Origin of the sequence: Pseudomonas sp. Q1-7 (assembly GCF_028010285.1) — a bacterium.
GTDB lineage: Bacteria > Pseudomonadota > Gammaproteobacteria > Pseudomonadales > Pseudomonadaceae > Metapseudomonas.
In genome coordinates this window covers 5395947-5419300 of the sequence record NZ_CP116304.1, presented here as the reverse complement: position 1 = coordinate 5419300, position 23354 = coordinate 5395947, and the positions used below count along the sequence as shown (strand labels likewise).

Genomic DNA, 23354 nt, shown 5'->3' with positions numbered 1-23354 from the left:
CCCGGCCACTGCCCGGCGGGGCACCGAATGAGTGTCACGGTCCCGACGACCGACGAGTGAGTGAAAACATGGACGTTCGCAGCCCCCTCAACCAATGCATCGCCCTGGCCCTGGCCGGCATCCTCTTCCTCAACCCGATCGTCGCCGCCGCCGCCGAGCTGGCGCTGGACCCGGCGTCCGCCGGCAACACCCAACTGGGCCAGGCCGGCAACGGCGTGCCGGTGGTGAACATCGCCACCCCCAACGGCAGCGGGCTGTCGCACAACCAGTTCCGCGACTACAACGTCGGCCCCCAGGGCCTGATCCTCAACAACGTCACCGACAAGACCCAGGCCACCCAACTGGGCGGCCTGATTATCGGCAACCCCAACCTCCAGGGCCGCGCCGCCAGCACCATCCTCAACGAAGTCACTGGCGGCAACCGCAGCCAGCTCAACGGCTACACCGAGGTCGCCGGCCAGTCGGCGCGGGTGATCGTCGCCAACCCCCATGGCATTACCTGCAACGGCTGCGGCTTCATCAACACCCCGCGCGCCACCCTGACCACCGGCAAGCCGGTCGTCGAAGGCGGCCAACTGCAGCGCTTCCAGGTGGACGGCGGCGACATCGCCCTCGAAGGCACCGGCCTCAACGCCAGCAATGTCGACCAGTTCGACCTGATCACCCGCAGCGCCAAGCTCAACGCCGAGCTTCACGCGCAGAAGCTGAACATTGTCGTCGGGCGCAACGACGTGCAGGCCGACAACCTGGCCGCCACCCCGCGCGCCGACGACGGCAGCGCCCGGCCGGCGCTGGCCATCGACAGCTCCGCGCTGGGCGGCATGTACGCCGGCGCCATCCGCCTGGTGGGCACCGAGGCCGGGGTGGGCGTGAAGCTGGCCGGCAACCTGGCCGCCAGTGGCGGCGACATCCAGATCGACGCCAACGGCAAGCTGACCCTGGCGCAGACGGCGGCCCGTGGTGAGTTGCGGGTCAACGCCCACAGCGCCGAACTGACTGGCCCGGCTTACGCCGGCGGCAGCGCGACGCTCAACACCCAGGGCAACCTGGACAACCGCCAGAGCCTCGCCGCGCGCAACGGGATTCGCCTCTCCAGTGGCGGACAGTTGAGCAACCAGGGCGTGATCGAGGCCGGGGTCAACCCGGACAACAGCCGCAATGGCTCCGGCGATCTGCAGGTCACGGCGAAGGACCTGCGCAACAGCGGCAGCCTGGTGGCCAGTCGCAACCTCGATGCCAAGGCCAGCCAGACCCTGGACAATCAGGGCGGTACCCTCAGCGCCCAGGGCAACGCCCAGGTCAGCGCCGGCACGCTGGATAACCGCCAGGGCCGGGTCCTGGCCAAGGGCGAACTGGAATTGAATGCCGACCACCTGGACAACCGCCAGGCTGGATTGCTCACCAGTGCCGGCGCACTGCAGGCCAATGTCGGCCACCTGGACAACCAGGGTGGCGAGGTCTCCAGCCAGACCATCGCAAACCTGCAGGCCAACAGCGTGGATAACCGTGCCGGCAAGGTGATCGGCGAGCAGCGCCTGCAACTGACCGCCAGCGCCTCCCTGGATAACGACGCCGGCCTGCTGGGCAGCCACGGAGACCTGCAACTGGACGCCGGCACGCTGCACAACCGCGGCGGCGAAATCGCCAGCGGCGGTGCCGCCCGGATTCGCGCCACCAGCCTGGACAACCGCCAGGGTGGCCTGGTGGGCAGTACCAAAGCGCTGACTCTCGATGTCGGCGCCCTGGACAACCGCGCTGGCGAAGTCTCCAGCCAGGAGGCCCTCCAGCTTTCCGGCGAACAGCTCGACAACAGCGACACTGGCCGCCTGCTCGCCGGCACCCGCCTGGAACTGGCAGTGGCGCAAGTGATCAACCGCAGCCAGGGCCTGATTGCCGGCAAGACCACCCTCGACCTCAACGGCACGCGCCTGGACAACCGCGGCGGCCGCCTGCTCAGCCAGCAGGCCATGCACATCACCCTCGGCGAGGCGCTGAGCAACCAGCAGGGCCTCATCGGCAGCGAAGGACCGCTGGTAATCAGCGTGGACCGCCTGGACAACCGTGCGGGCAGCCTGTCCAGCGCCGGTGCCCTGGCCCTGGTCAGCCGGGGCACGTTGGACAACGATGGCGGCCACGTGCTGACGGACGGCAGCCTGACGCTGGCCAGCGCCAGCCTGAGCAATCGCCAGGGCGTGCTCTCCGCCAAGGGCAAGACCCAGCTCACCACGGGCCGCCTCGACAACAGCCAGGGGCAACTGACCAGCGCCGATGCGCTGAACCTGTCCGCTGGCGAACTCATCAACAACGCCGGTCGCATCGGCAGCGACCGGGCGCTCACCGCCAGCGCCGCTCGCCTGGAACAGCAGGGCGGCCAGCTGTTCAGCAACACCGACCTCAGCCTCGACCTCCAGGGCGGTGACCTCGATAACCGCCAGGGCCTGATCAACGCCCCCGGCCAGTTGCTGCTGAAGAACCTCGGCGGGGTGAACAACCAGGGCGGCGAGCTCTCCAGCCAGCGGGCCTTCACCCTGGCCGCCCGCAGCCTGGACAACGCCAGCGGCAAGTTGCTCAGCGCCCAGGCCCTGACCCTGCGCATCGACCAGGCGCTGGCCAACCTCAAGGGCCTGATCGCCGGTGCGCAACTCGACGTTCGTGCGGCCAGTCTGGCCAACGGCGGCGGCACCCTGACCAGCCGTGGCGACACCCGCGTCGAAGTCGCAGGCCTGCTCGTCAACGACCAGCAGGGCCTGATCAACGCGGCACAGACGCTCTCGCTGAACGCCGGCGCCCTCGACAACCGCAGCGGCAGCCTGCTCGCCGGCACAGCCCTCGACCTCCGTGCCCAGAGCATCGACAACCGCGACAACGGTCTGATCAACAGCCGGGGCGGCCTTGACCTGCAGGCTTCCTCGCTCGACTCCAGCGCGGGGGGCGAAGTCTCCGCCCAGGGTGCGCTGGGCCTGGTCATCGACCGGCTGATCCAGCGCCAGGGTCGCCTGATCGGTGCGGCCGGCCTCAGCCTCGACCTCAACGGTGGCGACCTCGACAACCAGGGCGGCCTGATCGTCGCCCAAGGACCGCTGAGCGTATCGCGCTTGCGCGATCTGGCTAACCAGCGCGGCGAAATCAGCAGCAGCCAGGGCTTCAGCCTGGTCCTGCGCAACCTCGACAACACCGGCGGCCAACTGATCAGCAGCGGTCAGCTCGACCTGACGGGAGCCGTCCTGGGCAACCAGGGCGGCCTGCTCTCCGGCTGGCAGGGTCTGTCCGTCAGTGGCCAGAGCCTCGACAACCGCAATCTCGGCACCCTGTCCAGCCGTGACGGCAATTTGTCCGTCAACCTCGGCGGCGCCCTGCAGAACAGCGGCGAGGGCGCATTGGCCAGCAAGGGGCGCCTGGACGTCAGGGTCGCCAGCCTGGACAACAGCGGCCAGGGCGTCGTTTCCAGTGGTGGTGACCAGCACCTCGACGTCACCACGACCTTGAACAACAGCGCGGGCGGGCAGATCGACAGCGGCGCGAAGTTGAACCTGAAGGCTGCCAGCCTGAATAACGCCGCCGGCACCGTGCAGGCGCAGCAGGCGCTCACCCTGGACAGCGCCAGCCTGGACAACCGAGCCGGCAGTATCGCCGGCAATGCCGCGCTCAGCCTCAACCTGCTTGGCACCTTCGCCAACGCCAATGGCAAGCTCGCCAGCGTCGGTCCGCTGCTGCTGCAGGGCGCCACCCAGATCGACAACCAGGGCGGGCAGATCGCCAGCCAGGGCCCGCTCACCCTGCTCATCGGCAGCCTGGACAACCGCAATCGCGGCACCGTCGCCGCCAACGGTGCGCTGCTGCTGAGCGCCAGCGGTGCCGTGCAGAACGACAACGACGGCCTGATCTACAGCCGCGACGCGGACATCGCCATCCAGTCCGCCAGCCTCGACAACAACCTGGGCTCCATCCAGGCCAAGGGCGACCTGACCATCGCCACTGGCGCCTTCGCCAACCTGGGTGGGCGCACCCTCAGCCAGGCGGGCAGCCTGGCTATCAGCGCCAGTAACCTGGACAACCGTGGCGGCACCCTCGCCAGCCTGCAGGGGTGGGTGAAAGCCCGCCTTGGCGGCTGGCTCGACAACGGCATCCAGGCCGGCAACGGCGGGGTGATCCAGGGGCATTCGCTGGACCTGACGGCTGCATCCGTGAGCAACCAGGGCGGTCACCTCTCGGCCCTGGCCGGCGACGCCCTGCTGAGTGTCGCCAGCCTGGACAACCGCCAGGGCGCGCTCTTCGCCAAACAACGGCTCCAGCTCACCGGCGGCAGCCTGAGCAACGCCGGGCAGATCGCCGCCGGGCGTGTGGACTTCAGCCTGGCGGGTGCCCTGAACAACCGCTCCGGGATCATCGAAAGCGATACCACCCTGATCCTGGCCGCCGCCTCGCTGGACAACCAGGGCGGCCAGCTGCGCGCCCTGGACAGTGTCGGCCGCAGTCAACTGACGGTGAGTGGCCTGCTGGACAACCGCAGCGGCACACTGGAAATCGCCAACACTGACTTTGGCCTGGCGACGGGCCGCATGCTGAACAGCGGCGGCCAGCTGTTACACGTCGGCAGCGGCCACTTCGACGTCGCCCTGGCCAGCGTCGCCAACGCCGGCGGCAGCTTCGTCACCCGCGGCGACTGGACCCTGAGCGGCGACAGCTGGACCAACAATGCGGTCATCCAGGCCGACCGCCTGACGCTGAACGTCGGCCAGTTGCAGCAGACCGCCGACGGCCAACTGCTGGCCAGCGGCGTGTTCACCGGCACCGGTGGCAACTGGACCAACGATGGCCTGATCGCCAGCGACGGCGTGCTCAACCTCAGCCTCGGTGGCACCTACAGCGGCAGTGGGCGAGTGACCAGCCTGGGCGACCTCGGCCTGAGCGCCGCCCAACTGAACCTGCCCACGGCCGGTCGCATCACCGGTGGCGGCGCGACCAGCGTCTGGGTGAGCGGCTTGCTCAGCAACCGCGGGGTGATGACCTCGGCCAGCGGCCTGACCGTCAACGCCGGCGCGCTGCAGAACTACGGCACCCTGGGCAGCGCGCAACAACTGCGCCTGGTGACGCCGAACCTGCTCAACCAGAACGGCCTGATCTTCAGCGGCGGCGACATGGCGCTGCGAGTGGCCAGCCTGAGCAACCGGTATGCCGACATCTATAGCCTGGGCACGCTGGAGATCGCCGCCGACGATGTGGGCACGCGCAGCGCCGTACTGGAAAACCTCTCCGCCACCCTGGAAAGCCAGGGCGACATGTCCCTCAAGGTGGCGCAGCTCACCAACCGCAAGGACGTATTCGTGGCGGGCATGGAGCGTCAGTCCGGGCGCATCACCATCACGGCCACCGACAACTGCAAGGGCAAGCACTGCTGGGCGCTCTACAACGTCCGCGAAACCTACCAGGTCGCGGTGACCGAAGACTCCGCCAGCGCCAACCTGATTGCCGGGGGCCACCTGGTGTTCCAGGGCGACAGCTTCATCAACCAGTACAGCCTGGTCGCCGCGGGCGGAGACATCAGCGTCTCCGCCAATAGCTTCAGCAACCTCGGTGCTGCCGGCGGCTACGAGCGCTACCGGCACTATGAGATCTACACCCGGAGCGATGCTGCCTACTGGGGCTTCGTCCAGAACCAGGGGCTCTACAACCGCTACAACGACCCGGACTCGGCCGACTACGATCCCGGCCGGATGTCCGCCGACAGCATCCTCATCGGCGTCAAGCAGAGCGAGAGCACCCTGTCGACCGCTGGCACCGTGGTAGCCCCGGCCATCATCCAGGCCGGCGGCAAGATCGATATCCGTGCGACGCAAGACATTGACAACGGCCTCGTGCGGCCGGCGGCGCCGTGGGCGCCGGGGAGCAACCGGGTGCAGGACACCGGCACCGGCGCCAACAGCCTCTCCACCCCGGCCAGTCTCAACGGCCAACTTCCGCCCGATCTCGCCCAGCAGCAGGTCAATCCCCTGGTCCTGCCGGGCTTCAGCCTGCCCAGCGGGTCGACCGGCCTGTTCCGTCTCAGCGACACCCAGGGTAGCGCAGCCCAGGTGGACCAGGCCGCGCAAGGCCCACAGAACTGGGCCCTGGGCGCGGCCAGCATCGGCCTGGCCCAGCGTGAGCAGGTCCTGGTCGATGCCCAAGGGCGCCCACTCCCGCTCGACGGCGAGCCCCAGAACGTCGGCGCGCAGAGCGTTGCCCGCGTCCAGGGCCTGCCAGCCAATCAGGGCCCGCCCAAGCCCCACAAATACCTGATCGAAACCAACCCGGAGCTCACCAGCCTCAAGCAATTCCTCAGCTCCGACTACCTGCTCGGCCAGCTCGGCTACGACCCCGACCAGGCACAGAAGCGCCTGGGCGACGGCCTCTATGAGCAGCGCCTGGTGCGCGAGGCCATTGCCGCCCGCACCGGCCAGCGCTTCCTCGACGGCCTGAGCAGCGACGAAGCGATATTCCGCTACCTGATGGACAACGCCATCGCCAGCCAGCAGTCGCTTAACCTCAGCGTCGGCGTGAGCCTGTCGGCGGCCCAGGTGGCGGCGCTGACCCACGACATCGTCTGGCTGGAAGCGCACGAGGTGAACGGCGAGCAGGTGCTGGTGCCGGTGCTCTACCTGGCGCAGGCCGATGGCCGGCTGGCGCCCAACGGTGCGCTGATCCAGGGCAAGGACGTGGCGCTGATCTCTGGTGGCGACCTGACCAACCAGGGCACCCTGCGTGCCAGCGCCAACCTCAGCGCCAGCGCCAGTAATCTCGTCAACGGTGGCCTGATGGAGGCCGGCAATCGCCTCGACCTGCTGGCCACCGACAGCATCCGCAATGCCCAGGGCGGGATCATTGCCGGGCGCGACGTCAGCGCCATCGCCCTCACCGGCGACCTCCTCAACGAGCGTTCGGTGACCACCCTGCAGGGCGGCAGCCCGTCGCACGTGTACCGTGACGACGTGGTGAATTCCGCCGCCCGCATCGAAGCGGCCAACAGCCTCAGCCTGTCGGCCGGACGCGACCTGGCCAATATCGGCGGCACGCTGAGTGCCGGCGGCAACGCCCGCCTCAGCGCCGGCCGCGACCTGCTCATCGGCGCGGCCGAGGAACTCGATCACCGTGAAGGGCGGGGCAAGAAATCGCGCTGGAGCGACACCACCGTCACTCAGCACAGTAGTGGCGTCAGGGTGGCCGGCGACCTCAAGGTCGACGCCGGTCGCGACCTGGCGGTCATCGCCAGTCAGGTCGGCGCCGGGGGTGATATCGAGTTGGCGGCGGGGCGTGACCTCGGCATCGCCTCGGCGGCCAACGAAAGCCACTACGAGTCCTACTCCAAACACGGTGGCAAGAAACTCCACATCCAGCAGGAGCAGGTCCGCCAGCAGGGCAGCGCAATCACCGCCGGCGGTGACCTGAGCCTGATCAGCGGCAACGACCTGACCCTCACTGCCAGCCAGTTGAAGGCTGGCAACGCCGCCTACCTCTATGCCGGCAATGACCTCAGCCTGCTGGCCGCTGAGGACAGCGACTACTCGCTGTACGACAAGAAGAAAAAAGGCAGTTTTGGCAGCAAGAAGACCCAGCGCGATGAAGTCACCGATGTACGCCACGTCGGCAGCCGCATCACCACAGGCGGTGACCTCACCCTGGTCAGCGAAGGCGACCAGCGCTACCAGAAGGCCAGGCTGGAGTCCGGCGCCGACCTGACCCTGGCCAGCGGCGGCGAAATCGCCTTCGAAGCGGTGAAGGAGCTGCACCAGGAGAGCCATGAGAAGAGCAAGGGCGACCTGGCCTGGACCTCGGCGAAGGGTAAAGGCACCACCGACGAGACGGTACGCCAGAGCGCACTCATCGCCCAGGGCGAAATCGCCATCCGGGCGGTGGAGGGCCTGAAGGTCGACCTCAAGCACATCGACCGGCAGACGGTGAGCCAGACCATCGACGCCATGGTGCAGGCTGACCCGAACCTGGCCTGGATCAAGCAACTGGAACAGCGCGGGGATGTGGACTGGCGGCAGGTGCAGGAAGTCCACGACAGCTTCAAGTACAGCCATTCGGGACTGGGTGCCGGGGCACAGTTGGCGATTGCCGTCCTTGTGACCTACCTGACCTGGGGGGCGGCCAGCGCGGCCGTCGGTACTGCAGCGAATGCCACCGCCGGGTCAGGCACCGCCATGGCCGCCGCGGGTACCAACGCTGCCGGAGCCAGCGTTGCAGCTGGCTGGGGCAATATTGCCGCGACCAGCGTCATCACCTCCGTGGCCACCAAAGGGGCCACCAGCGCCATCAACAACAAGGGCGACCTGGGCGCGGCGCTGAAGGATACCTTCGACAATGACAGCCTGAAGGGCTACATCGCAGCGGGGGTCAGCGGAGGAATCGGGGGGGCCAACCTGGGGCTTCAGATTGCCGTCAACTCGGCGGTAAAAACGGTACTTCAGGGTGGCAAGTTCAAGGACAACCTGACCCAGGCGGCTATTGACCTGGCGGCCAATGCGCTGAGTGGGGCCATCTACCAGACAGTGGGTGACAGCCTGGTCGGCACCGGCCTGCCGACCAAGGTCGCCGTGCATGCCATCGTCGGTGGCCTGATTGCCGAAGCGGCGGGCGGCGACTTCAGGACCGGTGCTCTGGCAGCCGGTGCCAACGAAGCCCTGATCGACACCTTCGGCAAGGACCTGTTCCCCGGTGAGGCGCATGATCGCGTGTTGGCCATGACCTCGCAGCTGATCGGCATCACGGTGGCAGCGGCGGCGGGCGGGGATGAGAAGGCGCAGGAGAAAGCGGGGTGGGTCGCGCAACAGGCGACCGTGAACAACTACCTCAAGCATGAGGAAGTTGAGCAGATGCTCAGCGAACGTGCTGCCTGCGCGGATGAGGGGTGCCGTCTCGATGTGCAGGAGCGCTGGGCTAAACTGGATGAGCAACGAAACCGCGAGCTCGACTCGCTGTGCCAGCGCGATCTGAAGAAGTGTGTTCAGCTGTCGAACGAGCTGTTGGCCGATGCTCCCAAGATTCAAGCGTTGGCTGAGCAGGTCAAATCCAGCGGGGACGCTGGCGCGGCTGCCGCAATTGGTTGGATCATCCCCGAGAGCAACCAGACCGCACAGAACATCATCACTAACAATGTTGTTGTGGGACGTGATGGTGCGAGTGCCGGGTTCTGGGCGAATGCGGCTCAGCTTATTGCTGGAATGGTGGGCGCTGGTAAGCCAGCTAGTGGTGCAAAAGGAAGCTCCACGATTAGCACTGGTGCTGAAAATGCAGCGAATGCAGCTAAGCTTCGCACCCGGCTAGCTGCTGAGGAAATAGCTGGAGGCCATGCATTCGAAAAGCACGTTCTTATTCAGGGCGAGTTTAAGGGGCTGGGAATCCGGACACGCGAGCAATTTGCTAGCCATATAGAAAATGTAATGACTAATCCATCATCTGTGCGGTATTACAAGGATGGTCGGACAGTTTATCTTCAGGAGAGCACAGGAACTGTTGTGTTCAGGAATCCGAACGGCGGCGAAGGTACGGCTTTCCAACCCAAGAATTGGAAAGAATATACATCCACTCTTCCTACCAAAACCGCTCCATATTGAGGTTTTTATGGACTTGCAAAAAATCTCTGGAGAAGACTTTCTATTGAGTTTGACTTCGCGAGAACTGGAACTGGTTCTTTCATGTCTTCGGGAGTCCTTTGCTCTAATTGGTCGGCAAGAATATCTGTTAAGGACCGGGGTCCCTATGGATGAGGCGTTGACGATAACGATGGAGTTGAAAGCAGTTATGGAACGCGAGGGTTTAGGGCTCTAAGGTGCAAAAGCAACCACACCAGCTAAGCATGCGTCTGGAGTGGAGCTACCTAAAAGCCAATCACAGATGATTGCTAATTTTGAGGCTGCAGGATATCCGTCAAAACCTGTAGTTTCACCAACTAGCGGAAAAGTGGTCGGTACACAATATACGTTGCCGGACGGTTCGCGTGTCCGTGTAATGCAAGCGGATGGCCGTAGCCCCCAGAGAGCTTCGTTTGAAAATGCTAATGGCGGGCCAGTTGATCCGACAACGGGCAAGCCTCCACAGCCACCGAAAGGCCTTTCTAAAGCTGAAAGGAAACAGTGGATTAGAGAAAGAACCCATATTGAGCAGGTTGACTAATGATTGATTTTTTGAAGCTGTTTATTTCCTTTCTGCCTTTTTATATCAAGAGTGTTGAGTGGGATGGAGATGTTTTGATTATCTCTGGAGAGAATTGGAGCTTTACTACCACTAGTGCGTGGAGAGTATCCAAAGATAAAGAGCTACAGTTCGCATGCTGGGATGATGGCGCAGATGTGCGGATAGAAGAGCTGATAGGTCTTTCAGTTGTTAATATGTCATGGATTAGTGATGCTCAGCCAATTGATCCGTCAGTTGTGTTTTCTGATGGTAGAAGGCTGGATGTGTTCTGCTCTTCTTTGTATGAGCCTTGGGTGATAAGTCTTCCGGATAATAATATTTATATCGGAAACTCATAGGTACAAAAGAGCCAACGCGCTTCGTTGATGGTGTTAAGGTCGTTGATCAAAAAACAGGCCAGATTTCCCAAGGGACTGTTGATCTTGGTCCAACCTTGGATCGAATAAAATCAGGCGGTTCTTTCCCCCACCGAAATGATGGATCTATATTCCAGAATCGCGCCGGAGACTTACCGATAAAACCAGCCGGTTACTACACGGAGTACGTGCATCCTACTCCTGGCATTTCAGGTCCAGGGCCTCAGCGGATAGTTGTTGGTAAGGGTGGTGAGATGTATTGCACGGCAGATCACTACAAAACGTTTATTCCGATTAAAAAATGAGGGGCTAAGGGTGTCTCCATTCAAGTATTTTGATGCTCCTCCTTCGTATGATGCTGCGGAGGTCTTCTATGTCCGAATTGATCCGCAGACATCTTTATCGGATGAATTACTAAAGTCATTCTATTATCTACTTTGGTTTCCCGGCTACTTTGGTTTCAATTGGGATGCTTTGTATGACTGCCTGAGGGATCTTAGTTGGATACCATGTTACAAGGTCGTTCTTGTACATGAAGCCTTGCCAAGTTTACCGGTAGAGGAATTGAAAGTTTATCTGGAGATATTGCGAGACTCTGCTCTTGATTGGGGAGGCAGTCAGGAGCATGAATTGGAGGTCTTCTTCCGCATTTCTGACAGGTCAGTGGTGGAGAAAATTTTGAGAAATTAAATAGATGGTGTAAAAGCGACAGGCGAAGCTGCTATACAGGTTCCTGGCCGAGTACAGTCTCGTATAAATATAGCCAGTGGCCGTACGGAAACGACTCCTCTTCGTGATAACGGCAACCCAGTCTCTGCGGGTTTTGACCATGTTGTAGATGGGCACTTCAACAGAGAAATCTCCAACTCGCGCTCCGTGTTTACCATCGCCCCGGATGAGCTAAGGAAACTCCGGAAAAGTGCCGACCGATCTGCTGAAATGACGCCCCGCAGAACTTGAGCCCTGTCGCATGACCCAGATGAGCTTTTCCGATGCCGAGTACGCCGGCAAACGCAAACAGACCCGGCGCGAGCGCTTTCTGGCGGAGATGGAGCAAGTGGTGCCCTGGGCCGGGCTGTTGTCGCTGATCGAGCCGTACTACCCCAAGGCGGGCAATGGCCGTCCGCCATATCCGCTGGAAACCATGCTGCGCATCCACCTGCTGCAAAACTGGTTCGCTCTCAGCGATCCGGCGATGGAGGAAGCGCTGTACGAGATCACCTCGCTGCGTCAGTTCGCCCAGCTGTCGCTGACCCAGGGCAGCATCCCGGAAGACACGACGATCATGAATTTCCGCCACCTGCTGGAGCAGTACGGATTGGCCGCGGGCATCCTGGCGGTGATCAACGACCACCTGGGCGAGCGCGGGTTGTCGCTGCGCCAGGGCACCATCGTCGATGCCACGATCATCCATGCGCCGAGTTCGACCAAGAACCGGGAAGGCAAGCGTGATCCGGAGATGCACCAGACGAAGAAGGGCAACCAGTACTTCTTCGGCATGAAGGCCCATATCGGCGCCGATGCCGAGTCCGGCCTGGTACACAGCGTCGAGGGGACGGCGGCCAACGTGGCCGATGTCACCCAGGTCGACAAGCTGCTGCACGGCGAGGAGAACGTGGTCTGTGCCGACGCGGGCTACACCGGGGTGGAGAAACGTGCCGAGCATGCAGGGCGTGAGGTCATCTGGCAGATCGCCGCCCGGCGCAGCACCTACAAACAGCTGAGCAAACGCAGTGCCCTGTACAAGGCGAGGCGCAAGATCGAGAAGGCAAAAGCGCAGGTGTGGGCCAAGGTCGAGCATCCATTCCGGGTGATCAAACGGCAGTTTGGCTACACCAAAGTGCGCTTCCGGGGCCTGGCCAAGAACACCGCGCAACTGGTCACCTTGTTCGCCCTGTCGAATCTATGGATGGCCCGCCGAGAGTTGCTGGCTGAAACGGGAGAGGTGCGCCTGTAAAACGCAGAAACCCGGTCAAAAGCCGGGTTTCTGGTGAAGCCTGTCGCCGAAGACCGGGCTAAAAAGCGATTCGGTCGCCAATCGACTGCTCGTCGTTGACTTGTTCGGAGTTTCCCTAATGACGTTGCTACTGAGTTCGGGATGGTCAAGGATAATAAGCTTTCAAGAGTTAATGGGCGAGATGTTTATAGGGGGGTGATGGAAAGATATATGCTGTCGATACTCAGCATGGGAGATTTGAAGTGCTTAGCTCGAGAGGAAAGCATATGGGGGAGGTTGATATGGGGCTGGCTCCAATATTGAACAGCGTTGATAAATCGGGGTGGCATGAATTAAAAGTCAGGTGAATATGATGAAGTTGGTGGACTTGGAAAGTGCGGAGCTTAGAAACGGGAATATTTTGAGGCTTCCTGCGCGATGGCCTTATGAAGAGAAGGTGGATTTGATGGTTGTTGACTTGTCAGATGAAGAGACACCTTACGCTTTGGTTGTTTCATCAGGTCATAAGGCCGGTTTGATTTTGATTCGATTGCCTTGTGAGTGCGTGGCTTTAGAAGGTCGCGGGATAAGGAAGAAATGGTTAATTGATAATTGGGCGAAGTGGGTTTATCCCGAATGTGAGGTAGGGGATGTTTGCTTTATTGACAGGTACCAAGTCGTTCTGTCAGTAGGTATTTGAAAGTTGGCTGTAGTGGTCAACCCAGTCCGGACAGTGAGTTAAGTTTTCCTTCGGCCACCGCAGACGGTAGCCCATCGTTGAATTGATGCGGCCTGATCCAGTTGTAAGTGGAAAAGGGGGCAGATTTATTTTCTGTACTCTAATTTCAGGCGGTTTATCTGTCCGCTCAGGTTCCAGATGAGCACAGCGTGCCGGCCTACCCGGCTTAAGCATGAAATCTCCGGTGAATCCGTGATCGTTCTTTATCAATTCAGCTGATTCAACAATCAGAGGCGCCCCGCACGGAGCCTCTGGTTTCCTCCCCACCTCAAGCAATTCCGCAGCTCCGACTACCTGCTCGGCCAGCTCGGCTACGACCCCAATGCGGCACAGAAGCGCCTGGGCGATGGCCTCTATGAGCAGCGCCTGGTGCGCGAGGCCATTGCCGCTCGCACTAGCCAGCGTTTTATCGAAGGCCTGTGCAGCGACGAGGGATGTTCCGCTGGCATTCGGGGCGACCAAGCGGGTCGGGGCCTTTTAGAGGCGGGCTTTGTGTGGCTCGTAGGGTTCCAGCGTTCCACCCGTTCCGATCCCGTTGCCTTTGACGAACTTTTCACACGTTCGCAGCCATATTCCCTGCTTTTCGATCAGGCGACTGGTCAGGGCTCGACGGGAGCGAATGTTCATGAAGTTCGATGCAGCCAAGGCCGAGGCGCGGCCTTTCGATTGGGCCGGCCTGGGCTGGCTTTTTCTCTTCTTCTGGTATTTCTCGGGCGTTACCCAACTGCTGATCCAGGTCACCGGCACCAGCGGTTTCACCGGGTTCCGCCAGGCTTTCCTGCTCAGTGGCCTGTGGCTGATCCCGGTGCTGCTGTTTCCGGCGCGCACCCGCGTCATTGCCGCGGGGCTCGGGGCCTTGCTCTGGCTGGCGTCGCTGCCGGCCTTCGGTTATTTCCTGATCTACGGCCAGGAGTTCTCCCAGAGCGTCATCTTCATCCTGTTCGAGTCGAACGTCGCCGAAGGTTCGGAGTACCTGACCCACTATTTCGCCTGGTGGATGGTGCCGGCCTTCCTTGGCTATGCCGCCGGCGCCGTGCTGCTGTGGACACGTCTGCGCCCGGTGCACCTGCCCCGTGGCAAGGCGATGGTCGTGAGCCTGGCGTTGCTGGCGGCGCTGGTGGGCTATCCGGCGGTCAAGCAGAGTCTGGGCAACATCAGCTTCGCGGCGGCCCGCGACAGTTTCGAGAAGCGCATGGAGCCGGCGGTGCCCTGGCAGCTGCTGGTGGGTTTCCGGCAGTATCGCCAGCAACTGGCGGAGATGGACGACCTGTTGCAGGGCAATGCGCGCATCGCGCCGCTGACCAATTTCAAGGACGCCAACGCCGGCCTGCCGGCGACCCTGGTGCTGGTGATAGGCGAGTCCACCAACCGCCAGCGCATGAGCCTTTATGGCTATCCGCGCGAGACCACGCCGAACCTCGATCGCATCCGTGACCAACTGGATGTCTTCGACAATGTCATCACACCGCGTCCGTACACCATCGAGGCGCTGCAGCAGGTGCTGACCTTCGCCGACGAGCAGAATCCCAATCTTTACCTGACCAAGCCGTCGCTGCTGAACATGATGAAGCAGGCGGGCTACAAGACCTACTGGATCACCAACCAGCAGACCCTGACCAAGCGCAACACCATGCTCACGACCTTCTCCAAGCAGGCGGACGAGCAGTTCTACCTGAACAACAACCGCAACCAGAACGCCCGTCAGTACGATGATGATGTGCTGCCGCCGTTCGAGAAGGTGCTGGCCGACCCGGCACCGCGCAAGTTCATCGTGGTGCATCTGCTGGGCACCCACATGAGCTACCAGTACCGTTACCCGTCGGAGTACGAGCGCTTCACCGACCGCCAGGGCGTACCGGCCAGCGTCACCGACGACCAGTTGCCCACCTACAACAGCTACGACAATGCCGTGCTGTTCAACGACCATGTGGTGTCGAGCCTGATCGGGCGCCTCTCCGGCAGCCGCGCCAATGGCTTCCTGCTTTATCTGTCGGACCACGGCGAGGCGGTGTTCGACCCGGAGCATCCGCAGGTGCTGGGCCGCAACGAGGCGGCCCCCACCGCGCCGATGTACACCATTCCCTTCATGCTCTGGCGCTCGTCGCAATGGCGCGCCGAGCATCCGCAGGCCCTTGGCGGTAGCCTGGACAGGCCCTATAGCAGCTCCAGTTTCATCCACACCTGGGCGGACCTGGCCGGGCTGCGCTTCGACGAATTCGACCCCAGCCGCAGTGTGGTCAACGCCGCCTTCCAGGCGCGCCCGCTGCTGATTGGCGACCCCCACCAGCCGAAGGCGCTGATCGACTTCAGCCTGATCAAGCCCAAGGCCAAGCCGCGCGATCTGGAAGTGGTCAGCGGGGCGCGCGCGAGCGCGAGCAGAAAGGCTCCGCCGGGTTGACCGATGGGGCGTTTTTGTCTGTAGTTCGCCTTCGCCGGACTGCGGCGCCTTCTTTCCCCTTCAAGGACACATCATGGCCGGAGCCAGCCTGCTGACCCTGATCGACGACATCGCCACCCTGCTCGATGACGTTTCGGTAATGACCAAAGTCGCCGCCAAGAAGACGGCGGGCGTGCTCGGCGACGACCTGGCGTTGAATGCCCAGCAGGTCACGGGGGTGCGTGCCGAGCGCGAGCTGCCGGTGGTCTGGGCGGTGGCCAAGGGGTCGCTGCTGAACAAGGCCATCCTGGTGCCGGCGGCGCTGTTGATCAGTGTCTTCATTCCCTGGGCGGTAATCCCGCTGCTGATGCTGGGCGGCGCCTTCCTCTGCTTCGAGGGCTTCGAGAAGCTGGCGCACAAGTGGCTGCACAGCCGCGAGGAGGACACTCGGCACCATGCCGAGTTGGCCGAGGCCGTGGCCGATCCGGCGGTGGATCTGGTGGCGTTGGAGCAGGACAAGATCAAGGGTGCCATCCGCACCGATTTCATTCTCTCCGCCGAGATCATTGTCATTACCCTGGGCACGGTGTCCGCGGCGGCGTTTGGCACACAGGTGGCGGTGCTGGCGGGCATTGCCCTGATCATGACAGTGGGTGTGTATGGGCTGGTGGCCGGCATCGTCAAGCTGGACGACCTCGGTTTCTACCTGGTGCGCCAGGCCGGTTCGGTGGCCCAGGCCATTGGCCGCGCCATTCTTGCCGCCGCGCCCTGGATGATGAAGGGCCTGTCGGTGCTGGGCACCGCCGCAATGTTCCTGGTGGGCGGCAGCATCATCCTCCACGGCATTCCCGCTGCCCATCATCTGCTGGAGCCGCTACTGCACGCGGCGGGCGGCTTCGCCTGGCTGGTGCAGGTGCTCGTCGACGGTCTGGCGGGCATCGTTTCCGGCGCGCTGGTGCTGGCCGGGGTGAGCCTGGTGAAGAAGGTGATTGCCGCCGTCAGGGGGTGACTGATGGTCCACCCTCATCGCAATCCCGTGGGAGCAGATTCGTGCGCAGTTGGAATCGCTCCCACTCAGCGCCTGGGCTAGGCTGAAAGTCCCCACCCTGGGTTTGCCAACATGCTCGACATCCCCCATGAGGACGAGTTCTGGCGGGATGCCAAGCGAGACAAGTCGGACGAGTCCGGGCTCGCCCCTGCCCTGGAGGCGCGGGCCCGCAGCGGCGCGCCGATGCAGGGGTTCTGCCTGAAGCGTTGCAAGTTGGCCGGCCTGGACCTGGTGCACCGGGGCAGCCATACCGGCTACGACCTTTCCGGCAGCGATCTCTACCGTGCCGACCTGCGCGGCGCCCACCTGTTCGCCATCAACCTGCGCGGCGCATCGCTGATGAAGGCCGACCTGCGTGATGCCAACCTGCACTGCGCCGACCTGCGCGACGCCAACTTGCTGGGGGTCAAGCTTGACGGCGCGCGCCTGGACAACGTGCTCTGGGACGAGCGGGTGGTGCAGGAGCGCGAAGCCCGCGAGGCGAAGCGCAACCGCCAGCCGGCGCAGATGATGGACCTGCTGCAGCAGGCCGAGGAGGTGTACCGCAACCTGCGCATCCACCTGGAGAAGGCGGGGCTGTTCGAGGATGCCGGGCGCTTCTTCTACCGCGAGATGATGATGCGTCGCCTGCAGATGCCGCGCTGGTCCGGCCAGCGGTTCTTCTCCTGGCTGGTGGACCTGTTCTGCGGCTATGGCGAGCAACCCTTGCGGGTGGTGCTGTTTTCCCTGGGGTTCGTGTTGCTGTGCGCGCTGTTGTATTTCGTGGTGGGCATCCACCACGGCGAGGTGCGCCTGGCGTTTTCCCTGGACCAGGGCCTGCGCACCAACCTCGAGGAGCTGGGCGCCTGCCTGTACTACAGCGTGGTGACCTTCACCACGCTGGGCTACGGCGACATCGTGCCGCTGGGCCTGTCGCGGCCGCTGGCGGCTTTCGAGGCCTTCGTCGGCAGCTTCACCATTGCGCTGTTCGTGGTGGTGTTCGTGAAGAAGATGACCCGCTAGGGCGTGGCCGCGCTCAGTCCTTCGGCTTGAACGCGCAGTAGCCGGGGCGCGGACCGATGCGCGGGTGGTTGCGGCAGGTTTCCGGGCGCTTGTCGTAGACGGTGCACAGACGGCTCTTGCGGTCGAGGAAGTAGCAGTCGTTGTTGCCCATGCGGGTGAGGGTGAAGATGCCCGACTTCTGGTTGAAACGCTCGACCACGCCGTCCTTCATCAGCCGCTTGGCGATGTTCTTCGGCGGCTCGCCACGCTCGAACTCGGCCACCAGTTCCAGGCGGATCAGGTCGCTCAGACGCACTTCGACCGGCATGGTGCAGCAGCTGGAAGCGCACGCGTGGCACATGGTCTTTTCGTACTTGATCCAGGTGTCCGTCCGGTCGAGGTCGGCACCGACGATCATCATGGTCTTCATGGTCGGCGAGCAGGCTAGGGGAGAGGGGCGGGCATCATAGCGATGTCGGCGAAAAAGTGAACAGTTTCCCGTCGGGCAGTGTGAAATTTCTCTTCGTCTTGCCGCATTTGTGCTGCATTGAGGGTGGGGTATAGGAAATTGCTGTAGCTGTGAGTCGGGCAACAGGCGTCTCTATGGAGTCGCCGGTTCGCCTGTAGCTTCCGGCCAAGGGTGGCTGCGATGGATGCGGCCCAGGTGCTCAATCCTCCGAGAACACGCTGCATGCAATGGATTTTCATGCTGGTTGGCCTGGCCTTCGGCGCCGGGATCGATGAAAGCGTCACCGGTACCCTGCTCGGTGGCTTGATGGGGCTGGGACTGGGGCAGTCCATTCGTCTCCAGGGGCTGGCGCGGGAGAACGCCGAGTTGCGCAAGGCGCTGTCCGGCTTTACCGCCCGTTTCGACAAGGGCACCCAGGCCATCCACGAGCGCCTGCTGAAGCTGGAGCAGGGGTGGGCCGCGCCGCCCGAGGCGGCGCCACAGGCCGAGCGCCCGCCGGAGCCCGCCCTCGACGACGACGCCGAGCTGGTCTGGGAGTTGCCGCCCGAGCTGGCGGAACCGGCCGGTCCCGCCGCCGCCCCGCAGCCCGCCCAGGCTGCCGAAGCCGCGCCGGCTGCCGCCGACGACTGGGGGCGCGAGGCCCGGCCCCGGGCGCCGCGCCAGACACCCCCGCCACCGCGCAAGCCGCGTGAACCCTCGCTGCTGGAGCGGGGGATCGCCGCTGCCCGCGACTGGTTGCTCGGCGGTAACACGGTGCTGCGGATCGGGGTCGTGCTGCTGTTCCTGGGCCTGGCCTTCCTGCTGCGCTATGCCACCGAGGGCATGGTGGTGCCGGTGGAGTTGCGTTACGCGGGGGTGGCGCTGGCCGCCGTCGTCCTGCTCGGTCTCGGCTGGTGGCTGCGCCGGCGCAATCCCAATTACGCCCTGATGCTCCAGGGCGCGGGTATTGCGGTGCTCTACCTGACGGTATTTGCCGCCATGCGCCTGCACCCGCTGCTGGACCCGAAGCTGGCTTTCGGCCTGCTGGTGGCGGTGACGCTGTTCTCGGCGATCCTCGCCGTGGCCCAGGACGCCCTGGGGCTGGCCGCGGCGGCGGCACTGGGCGGTTTCGCCGCGCCCATCCTCACCTCCAGCGGCAGCGGTAACCATGTGGCGCTGTTCAGCTATTTCGCGCTGCTCAACGCCGGCATCTTCGCCATCGCCTGGTTCAAGGCCTGGCGCCTGCTCAACCTGGTTGGTTTCGTCGGCACCTTTGGTATTGGATTCGCCTGGGGCCTGCGTTCCTATCGGCCGGACCTCTTTTCCAGCACCGAGCCTTTCCTGGTGCTGTTCTTCCTGATGTACGTGGGCATCGGCCTGCTCTTCGCCCGGCGCAAGCTGGCCGAGGCGGAGGCGGCGCCGCAGGCGCGCGGCGAGCTACTGCGCTGGTCCGCGTGCCAGGGCGACATGGTGGATGGCACCGTGCTGTTCGGCCCACCGATCATCGGCTTCGGCCTGCAGGTGGCACTGGTGCGCCACATCGAGTTCGGCGCGGCCTTCAGCGCCCTCGCCCTCGGGCTGTTCTACATCCTGCTGGCGCGCGGGCTCGCCGGGCGCACCGCCGGCCGCGCCGTGTTGCTGGTGGAAACCTGCCTGGCCCTGGGGGTGGTGTTCGGCAGCCTGGCCATTCCGCTGGGGCTGGATGCCCGCTGGACGTCCGCCGCCTGGGCGGTGGAGGGCGCCGGTATCTACTGGCTCGGCCTGCGCCAGGGGCGTCCGCTGGCGCGGGCCTTCGCCTTGTTGCTGCAGTTCGGCGCGGCGCTGGCGTTCCTGGGCGGTGTGCGCGAGGGCGGCGAGGCCCTGCTGGACGGCTCGCCCCTGGGCGCGCTGATGCTGGGCGCGGCGCTGTTGTTCGTGTTCTGGCACCTGCACCGTGCGCCGGACGAGGCTGCCACTGATCTGGAACGGCGTCTTGCACCGGGGCTCGCCTGCGCCGGGCTGGCCTTCCTCTACCTGATGGCGCCGCTGATCTTCGCGTCCGAAGGCACGGCCATCGCCTGGGCCCTGGCCGGTCTGGCGACACTTTTCGCCGGACTGCGGCTGGGCTCGCGGGCATTCCTGTTCAGCGCGTTCGCGGTGCAACTGCTCGGTGGCGCGGTGTTCCTGCTCGACCTGGAGGGCTCGGGCCTGGGCAGCGGAGCCGAGCCGGGCTGGCGCGGGCTGATGGTGGCCTCGCTGATCGGCCTGGCGCTGATCGCCGGGATGGTCTTGGCCGCTCGCGACCCGCTGGCGCGCGACGATGCGCGGTTGCTGCGCGGACTGTCGCTGGTGCTGTTGGCGGGGCTGGTGTTCGTCAACCTGGCGGTGCTCTTCGTGCTGCCCTGGCGCACCGCCAGCGCGGTGTGGGCCGGGAGTGGGCTGCTGATCCTCTGGCTCAGCCTGCGCCTGCAGCAGCGAGCCGGCTTCTGGTTCGGGCTGTTCCTGCAAGTGCTGGCGGGCATGAGCTTCCTCGCGGTGAGCCCGCTGCTGTTGGGCGATCTGAGTGACGAGGGCTTGCGGCCCCTGGCCCATGCCGGCTTCTGGACGCCGGCGGTATTGGCCCTGGCGGCATTCGCGGGCGCCTGGCGCCTGCAACGCGCGGCGCGCGACGAGGCCGCCGTGGGCAATCTCAGCCTCGCGCACCTGGCGCAGGTGCTGCTGGTGTGGAGCGCCGCCTGGTGGGCCCTGGCCTGGCTGGCGGAGATCGGTCGCTTCGCACAACCCGGCCTGCAGGTGCCCCTGGCCCTGTTGCTGGCTGCGGCGAGCGTTGCCTTCTGCGTCTGGCTGGCCAGGCGTGAGCAGTGGCGCGCGCTGGCGCTGCTCTGCCTGCTGCCGGCGCCGGCCGGGGTGGCGGCGCTGGCGGTTGCCTGGGAGCCGCAGTATCACCCGGCGGCGGACGCTGGCTGGGCCGGCTGGGGCGCGTTGTTCCTCGTGCACCTCTGGGCCCTGCGCCGGCTGGACGGGTGGTTGCCGAGCGGTGCGCGCAGCGCCGCCCATGTGCTGGGCTGCTGGTTGCTGCTCGGCGTGCTGGCGCTGGAACTGCGCTACCTGCTGATGCTGCTGTCCGAACAGTACAACGCCTGGCGCTGGCTGGGCTGGGCGTTGCTACCGAGCGCCTGGCTGCTGCTGGTGGCGCTGCGCTCGCGCCTGCCCTGGCCGGTGGCGGCCTATCCGCGCGAGTACCGCCTCTGGGCGTCGCTGCCGCTGGCTTTGCTGATGCTCGCCTGGTTCTGGGCCGCCAACGCCTGGAGCGACGGCGGCGCTGAGCCGCTGCCCTTCCTGCCGCTGCTCAATCCGCTGGAGCTGGGCCTGCTGTTCACCCTGCTCGGTGTCTGCCTCTGGCTACGCGAGTGCCTGCCGCGCTTCGGGCTGTCGGCGCTGCCAGGCTGGCTGCCCCAGGCGGTGGCGGGTGTCTCGCTGTTCGCCCTGGCCACCGCCGCCGTGTTCCGCTGTGCCCACCACTGGGGCAGCGTGCCCTACCAGGTGGACGCGCAACTGGACTCCATGCTGGTGCAGGCCGGGCTGTCCATCGTCTGGACCAGCATCGCCCTCGGCCTGATGGTCGGCGGCCACCTGCGGGCCCGCCGCGAGCTCTGGCTGGTGGGCGCGGTGTTGATCGCCCTGGTGGTGGCCAAGCTGTTCTTCGTCGAGCTGGGCAATCGTGGCGGCCTGGAGCGCATCGTGTCGTTCATCGGCGTCGGCGTGCTGTTGCTGGTCGTCGGCTATTTCGCGCCCCTGCCGCCCCGGCGCGCGGAACCTGAACAGGAGCGGATCAACGCATGAACGTCAGTTTTCACCCGTACCGCGTCGGCCTGGCCTTGCTGGCCGGCCTGGGGCTGGTTTGCCAGGCGCCGCTCGCCGCCGAACAGCCGGAGGATTTCACCACCCGTGTCGAGCTGCGCCTGGAGGGCCAGGGCCCCTGGTATCGCCTGGAGCTGCCCATGGCCCTGCATTTCGCCGCGCGCCATGCCGACCTGCGCGACTTGCGGGTGTTCAACGCCGAGGGCGAGACCCTCGCCTACGCCCTGACGCGCAGCGGCGCTCGCGAGCGCCGCGCCCGCCACGAGCAGGCGCTGCGCCGCTTCCCCCTGCACGGGCCGGCCGAGGGGGCGGGGGCCTTGCCCGGCGTGCGGATCGAGCGCAGCACGACCGGCACCGTGGTGCAGGTGGTGCCGGAGGCCCCGGCGACGGCGGGCGAGCACCGGCGTGGCTGGTTGCTGGACGCGAGCGGTGTGCAGGCGCCGCTGGAGAAACTCAGCCTGGATTGGCGCGGCGGAGGCGACGGCTTCCAGCGTTTCACCATCGAGGCCAGCGACGACCTGCAGCATTGGCAGTCCTGGGGGGATGGCCAGGTGGCCAGGCTGTCCTTCGCCGACCAGCGCATCGACCAGCGCGAAGTGGCCTTGCCGGGGCGTTCCGCCCGTTACCTGCGGTTGCTGTGGCGGAGCCCGCGCCAGGCGCCGGAGCTGACCGGTGTGACGGTGGTCAGTGCCAGCCGTGAAAGCCTGCCGGCGGCCATGGCCTGGTCCGCGCCGTTGGAACCGCTCAGCAGCCAGGACGACCAGTACCTCTGGGAGCTGCCCCTGGGCCTGCCCATCGAGCGCCTGCGCATTGCCGTGGCGCGTTCCGGCAGCCTGTTGCCGGTACGGGTGGAGGGACGGCGCGACGGTGCCCCGCAATGGCAGCCGCTGGCCTCCGGACTGCTCTACCGGCTGCCCGAGGAGGGTCGGGAGGTGGCCCGGGAAGAGCTGGAGCTGCCCGGCTGGATGGTGGTCAAGCAATTGCGCCTGACGGTGGACCCGCGTGCCGGCGGTTTCGGCCAGCAGGTGCCGCGCCTGGAAGTCGGCATGCACGCGACCCAGGTGGTGTTCCTTGCCCGTGGCAGACCGCCCTTCACCCTGGCCCTGGACAACCCCGAGGCTGCCCGTGCAGAGCTGCCCCTGGCGACCCTGGTGCCGGGCTACGACAGCACCCGCCTGGAAGCGATGGGACGCGCCGAGGCGCTGGCGATACCGTCGCAGCTCGGCCTCCATCCGGTGCAGCGGCAGGGCGCCGGGCAGGTCGTCTGGAAGCGCGTCGGGCTCTGGGCGGTGCTGCTGTTGGGCGTCGGACTGCTGGGGGGAATGGCCTTCAGCCTGCTGCGTCGGCCGGCGGCCCGTTCCTGATGCAAGGCGCAAAAGCCACACGGCGATAGTGGCTTTTTGATGTATCTTTGTTCCGGTCATTCCACGGGACGCGGCAGGCGGCCCCTCACCAG

General features: G+C 64.8%; 13 protein-coding genes and 1 pseudogene. 13 read left to right on the top strand and 1 reads right to left on the bottom strand.

What is annotated here, in order from left to right:
* Window positions 1-68: 68 nt before the first annotated feature.
* The 11 genes and pseudogenes from PJW05_RS24945 to PJW05_RS24910 all read left to right on the top strand — a co-directional run bounded on the left by PJW05_RS24945 (window position 69) and on the right by PJW05_RS24910 (window position 17631).
* Window positions 69-9593, top strand: coding sequence for a two-partner secretion domain-containing protein (locus PJW05_RS24945; protein WP_271409609.1), 9525 nt, complete (start codon window positions 69-71; stop codon window positions 9591-9593).
* 558 nt (window positions 9594-10151) lie between these two features.
* On the top strand, window positions 10152-10511 hold the full coding sequence (locus PJW05_RS24940) for a hypothetical protein (RefSeq protein ID WP_271409608.1): 360 nt from the start codon (window positions 10152-10154) through the stop codon (window positions 10509-10511).
* Window positions 10512-10606: 95 nt separating this feature from the next.
* Window positions 10607-10834 carry a ribonuclease domain-containing protein gene (locus tag PJW05_RS26950; protein ID WP_442969193.1) on the top strand — a complete coding sequence of 76 codons (228 nt, stop codon included), beginning with the start codon at window positions 10607-10609 and terminating at the stop codon, window positions 10832-10834.
* A complete protein-coding gene (locus PJW05_RS24935) occupies window positions 10776-11219 on the top strand; it encodes a barstar family protein (RefSeq protein WP_333908722.1) in 444 nt (147 codons plus the stop codon). The genes PJW05_RS26950 and PJW05_RS24935 overlap by 59 nt, the downstream gene beginning before the upstream one ends.
* A gap of 280 nt (window positions 11220-11499) precedes the next feature.
* Window positions 11500-12486, top strand: coding sequence for an IS5 family transposase (locus tag PJW05_RS24930; protein WP_271409606.1), 987 nt, complete (start codon window positions 11500-11502; stop codon window positions 12484-12486).
* Window positions 12487-12692: 206 nt separating this feature from the next.
* Entirely contained in the window at window positions 12693-12833 is a 141-nt protein-coding gene (locus PJW05_RS26945; protein ID WP_442969276.1) for a hypothetical protein, read from the top strand.
* A gap of 5 nt (window positions 12834-12838) precedes the next feature.
* On the top strand, window positions 12839-13165 hold the full coding sequence (gene imm45 / locus PJW05_RS24925; RefSeq protein ID WP_271409605.1) for an Imm45 family immunity protein: 327 nt from the start codon (window positions 12839-12841) through the stop codon (window positions 13163-13165).
* 306 nt (window positions 13166-13471) lie between these two features.
* Window positions 13472-13636: pseudogene (locus PJW05_RS26940) on the top strand (hypothetical protein); the annotation flags it as partial.
* A gap of 193 nt (window positions 13637-13829) precedes the next feature.
* A complete protein-coding gene (gene cptA / locus PJW05_RS24920) occupies window positions 13830-15602 on the top strand; it encodes a phosphoethanolamine transferase CptA (RefSeq protein ID WP_271409604.1) in 1773 nt (590 codons plus the stop codon).
* A 73-nt stretch (window positions 15603-15675) separates the two neighbouring features.
* Window positions 15676-16590 carry a DUF808 domain-containing protein gene (locus PJW05_RS24915; protein WP_271409603.1) on the top strand — a complete coding sequence of 305 codons (915 nt, stop codon included), beginning with the start codon at window positions 15676-15678 and terminating at the stop codon, window positions 16588-16590.
* 111 nt (window positions 16591-16701) lie between these two features.
* Window positions 16702-17631 (top strand): pentapeptide repeat-containing protein, encoded by a 930-nt coding sequence (locus PJW05_RS24910; protein ID WP_271409602.1) that lies wholly within the window; start codon window positions 16702-16704, stop codon window positions 17629-17631.
* A gap of 13 nt (window positions 17632-17644) precedes the next feature.
* Here the strand turns inward: PJW05_RS24910 and PJW05_RS24905 are convergent, their stop codons facing one another.
* On the bottom strand, window positions 17645-18040 hold the full coding sequence (locus tag PJW05_RS24905) for a YkgJ family cysteine cluster protein (protein ID WP_271409601.1): 396 nt from the start codon (window positions 18038-18040) through the stop codon (window positions 17645-17647).
* A gap of 261 nt (window positions 18041-18301) precedes the next feature.
* Between PJW05_RS24905 and PJW05_RS24900 the strand changes: the two genes are divergently transcribed.
* On the top strand, window positions 18302-21880 hold the full coding sequence (locus PJW05_RS24900; RefSeq protein WP_271409600.1) for a DUF2339 domain-containing protein: 3579 nt from the start codon (window positions 18302-18304) through the stop codon (window positions 21878-21880).
* Window positions 21877-23262 carry a DUF3999 domain-containing protein gene (locus PJW05_RS24895; RefSeq protein ID WP_271409599.1) on the top strand — a complete coding sequence of 462 codons (1386 nt, stop codon included), beginning with the start codon at window positions 21877-21879 and terminating at the stop codon, window positions 23260-23262. The genes PJW05_RS24900 and PJW05_RS24895 overlap by 4 nt, the downstream gene beginning before the upstream one ends.
* Window positions 23263-23354: the final 92 nt, after the last annotated feature.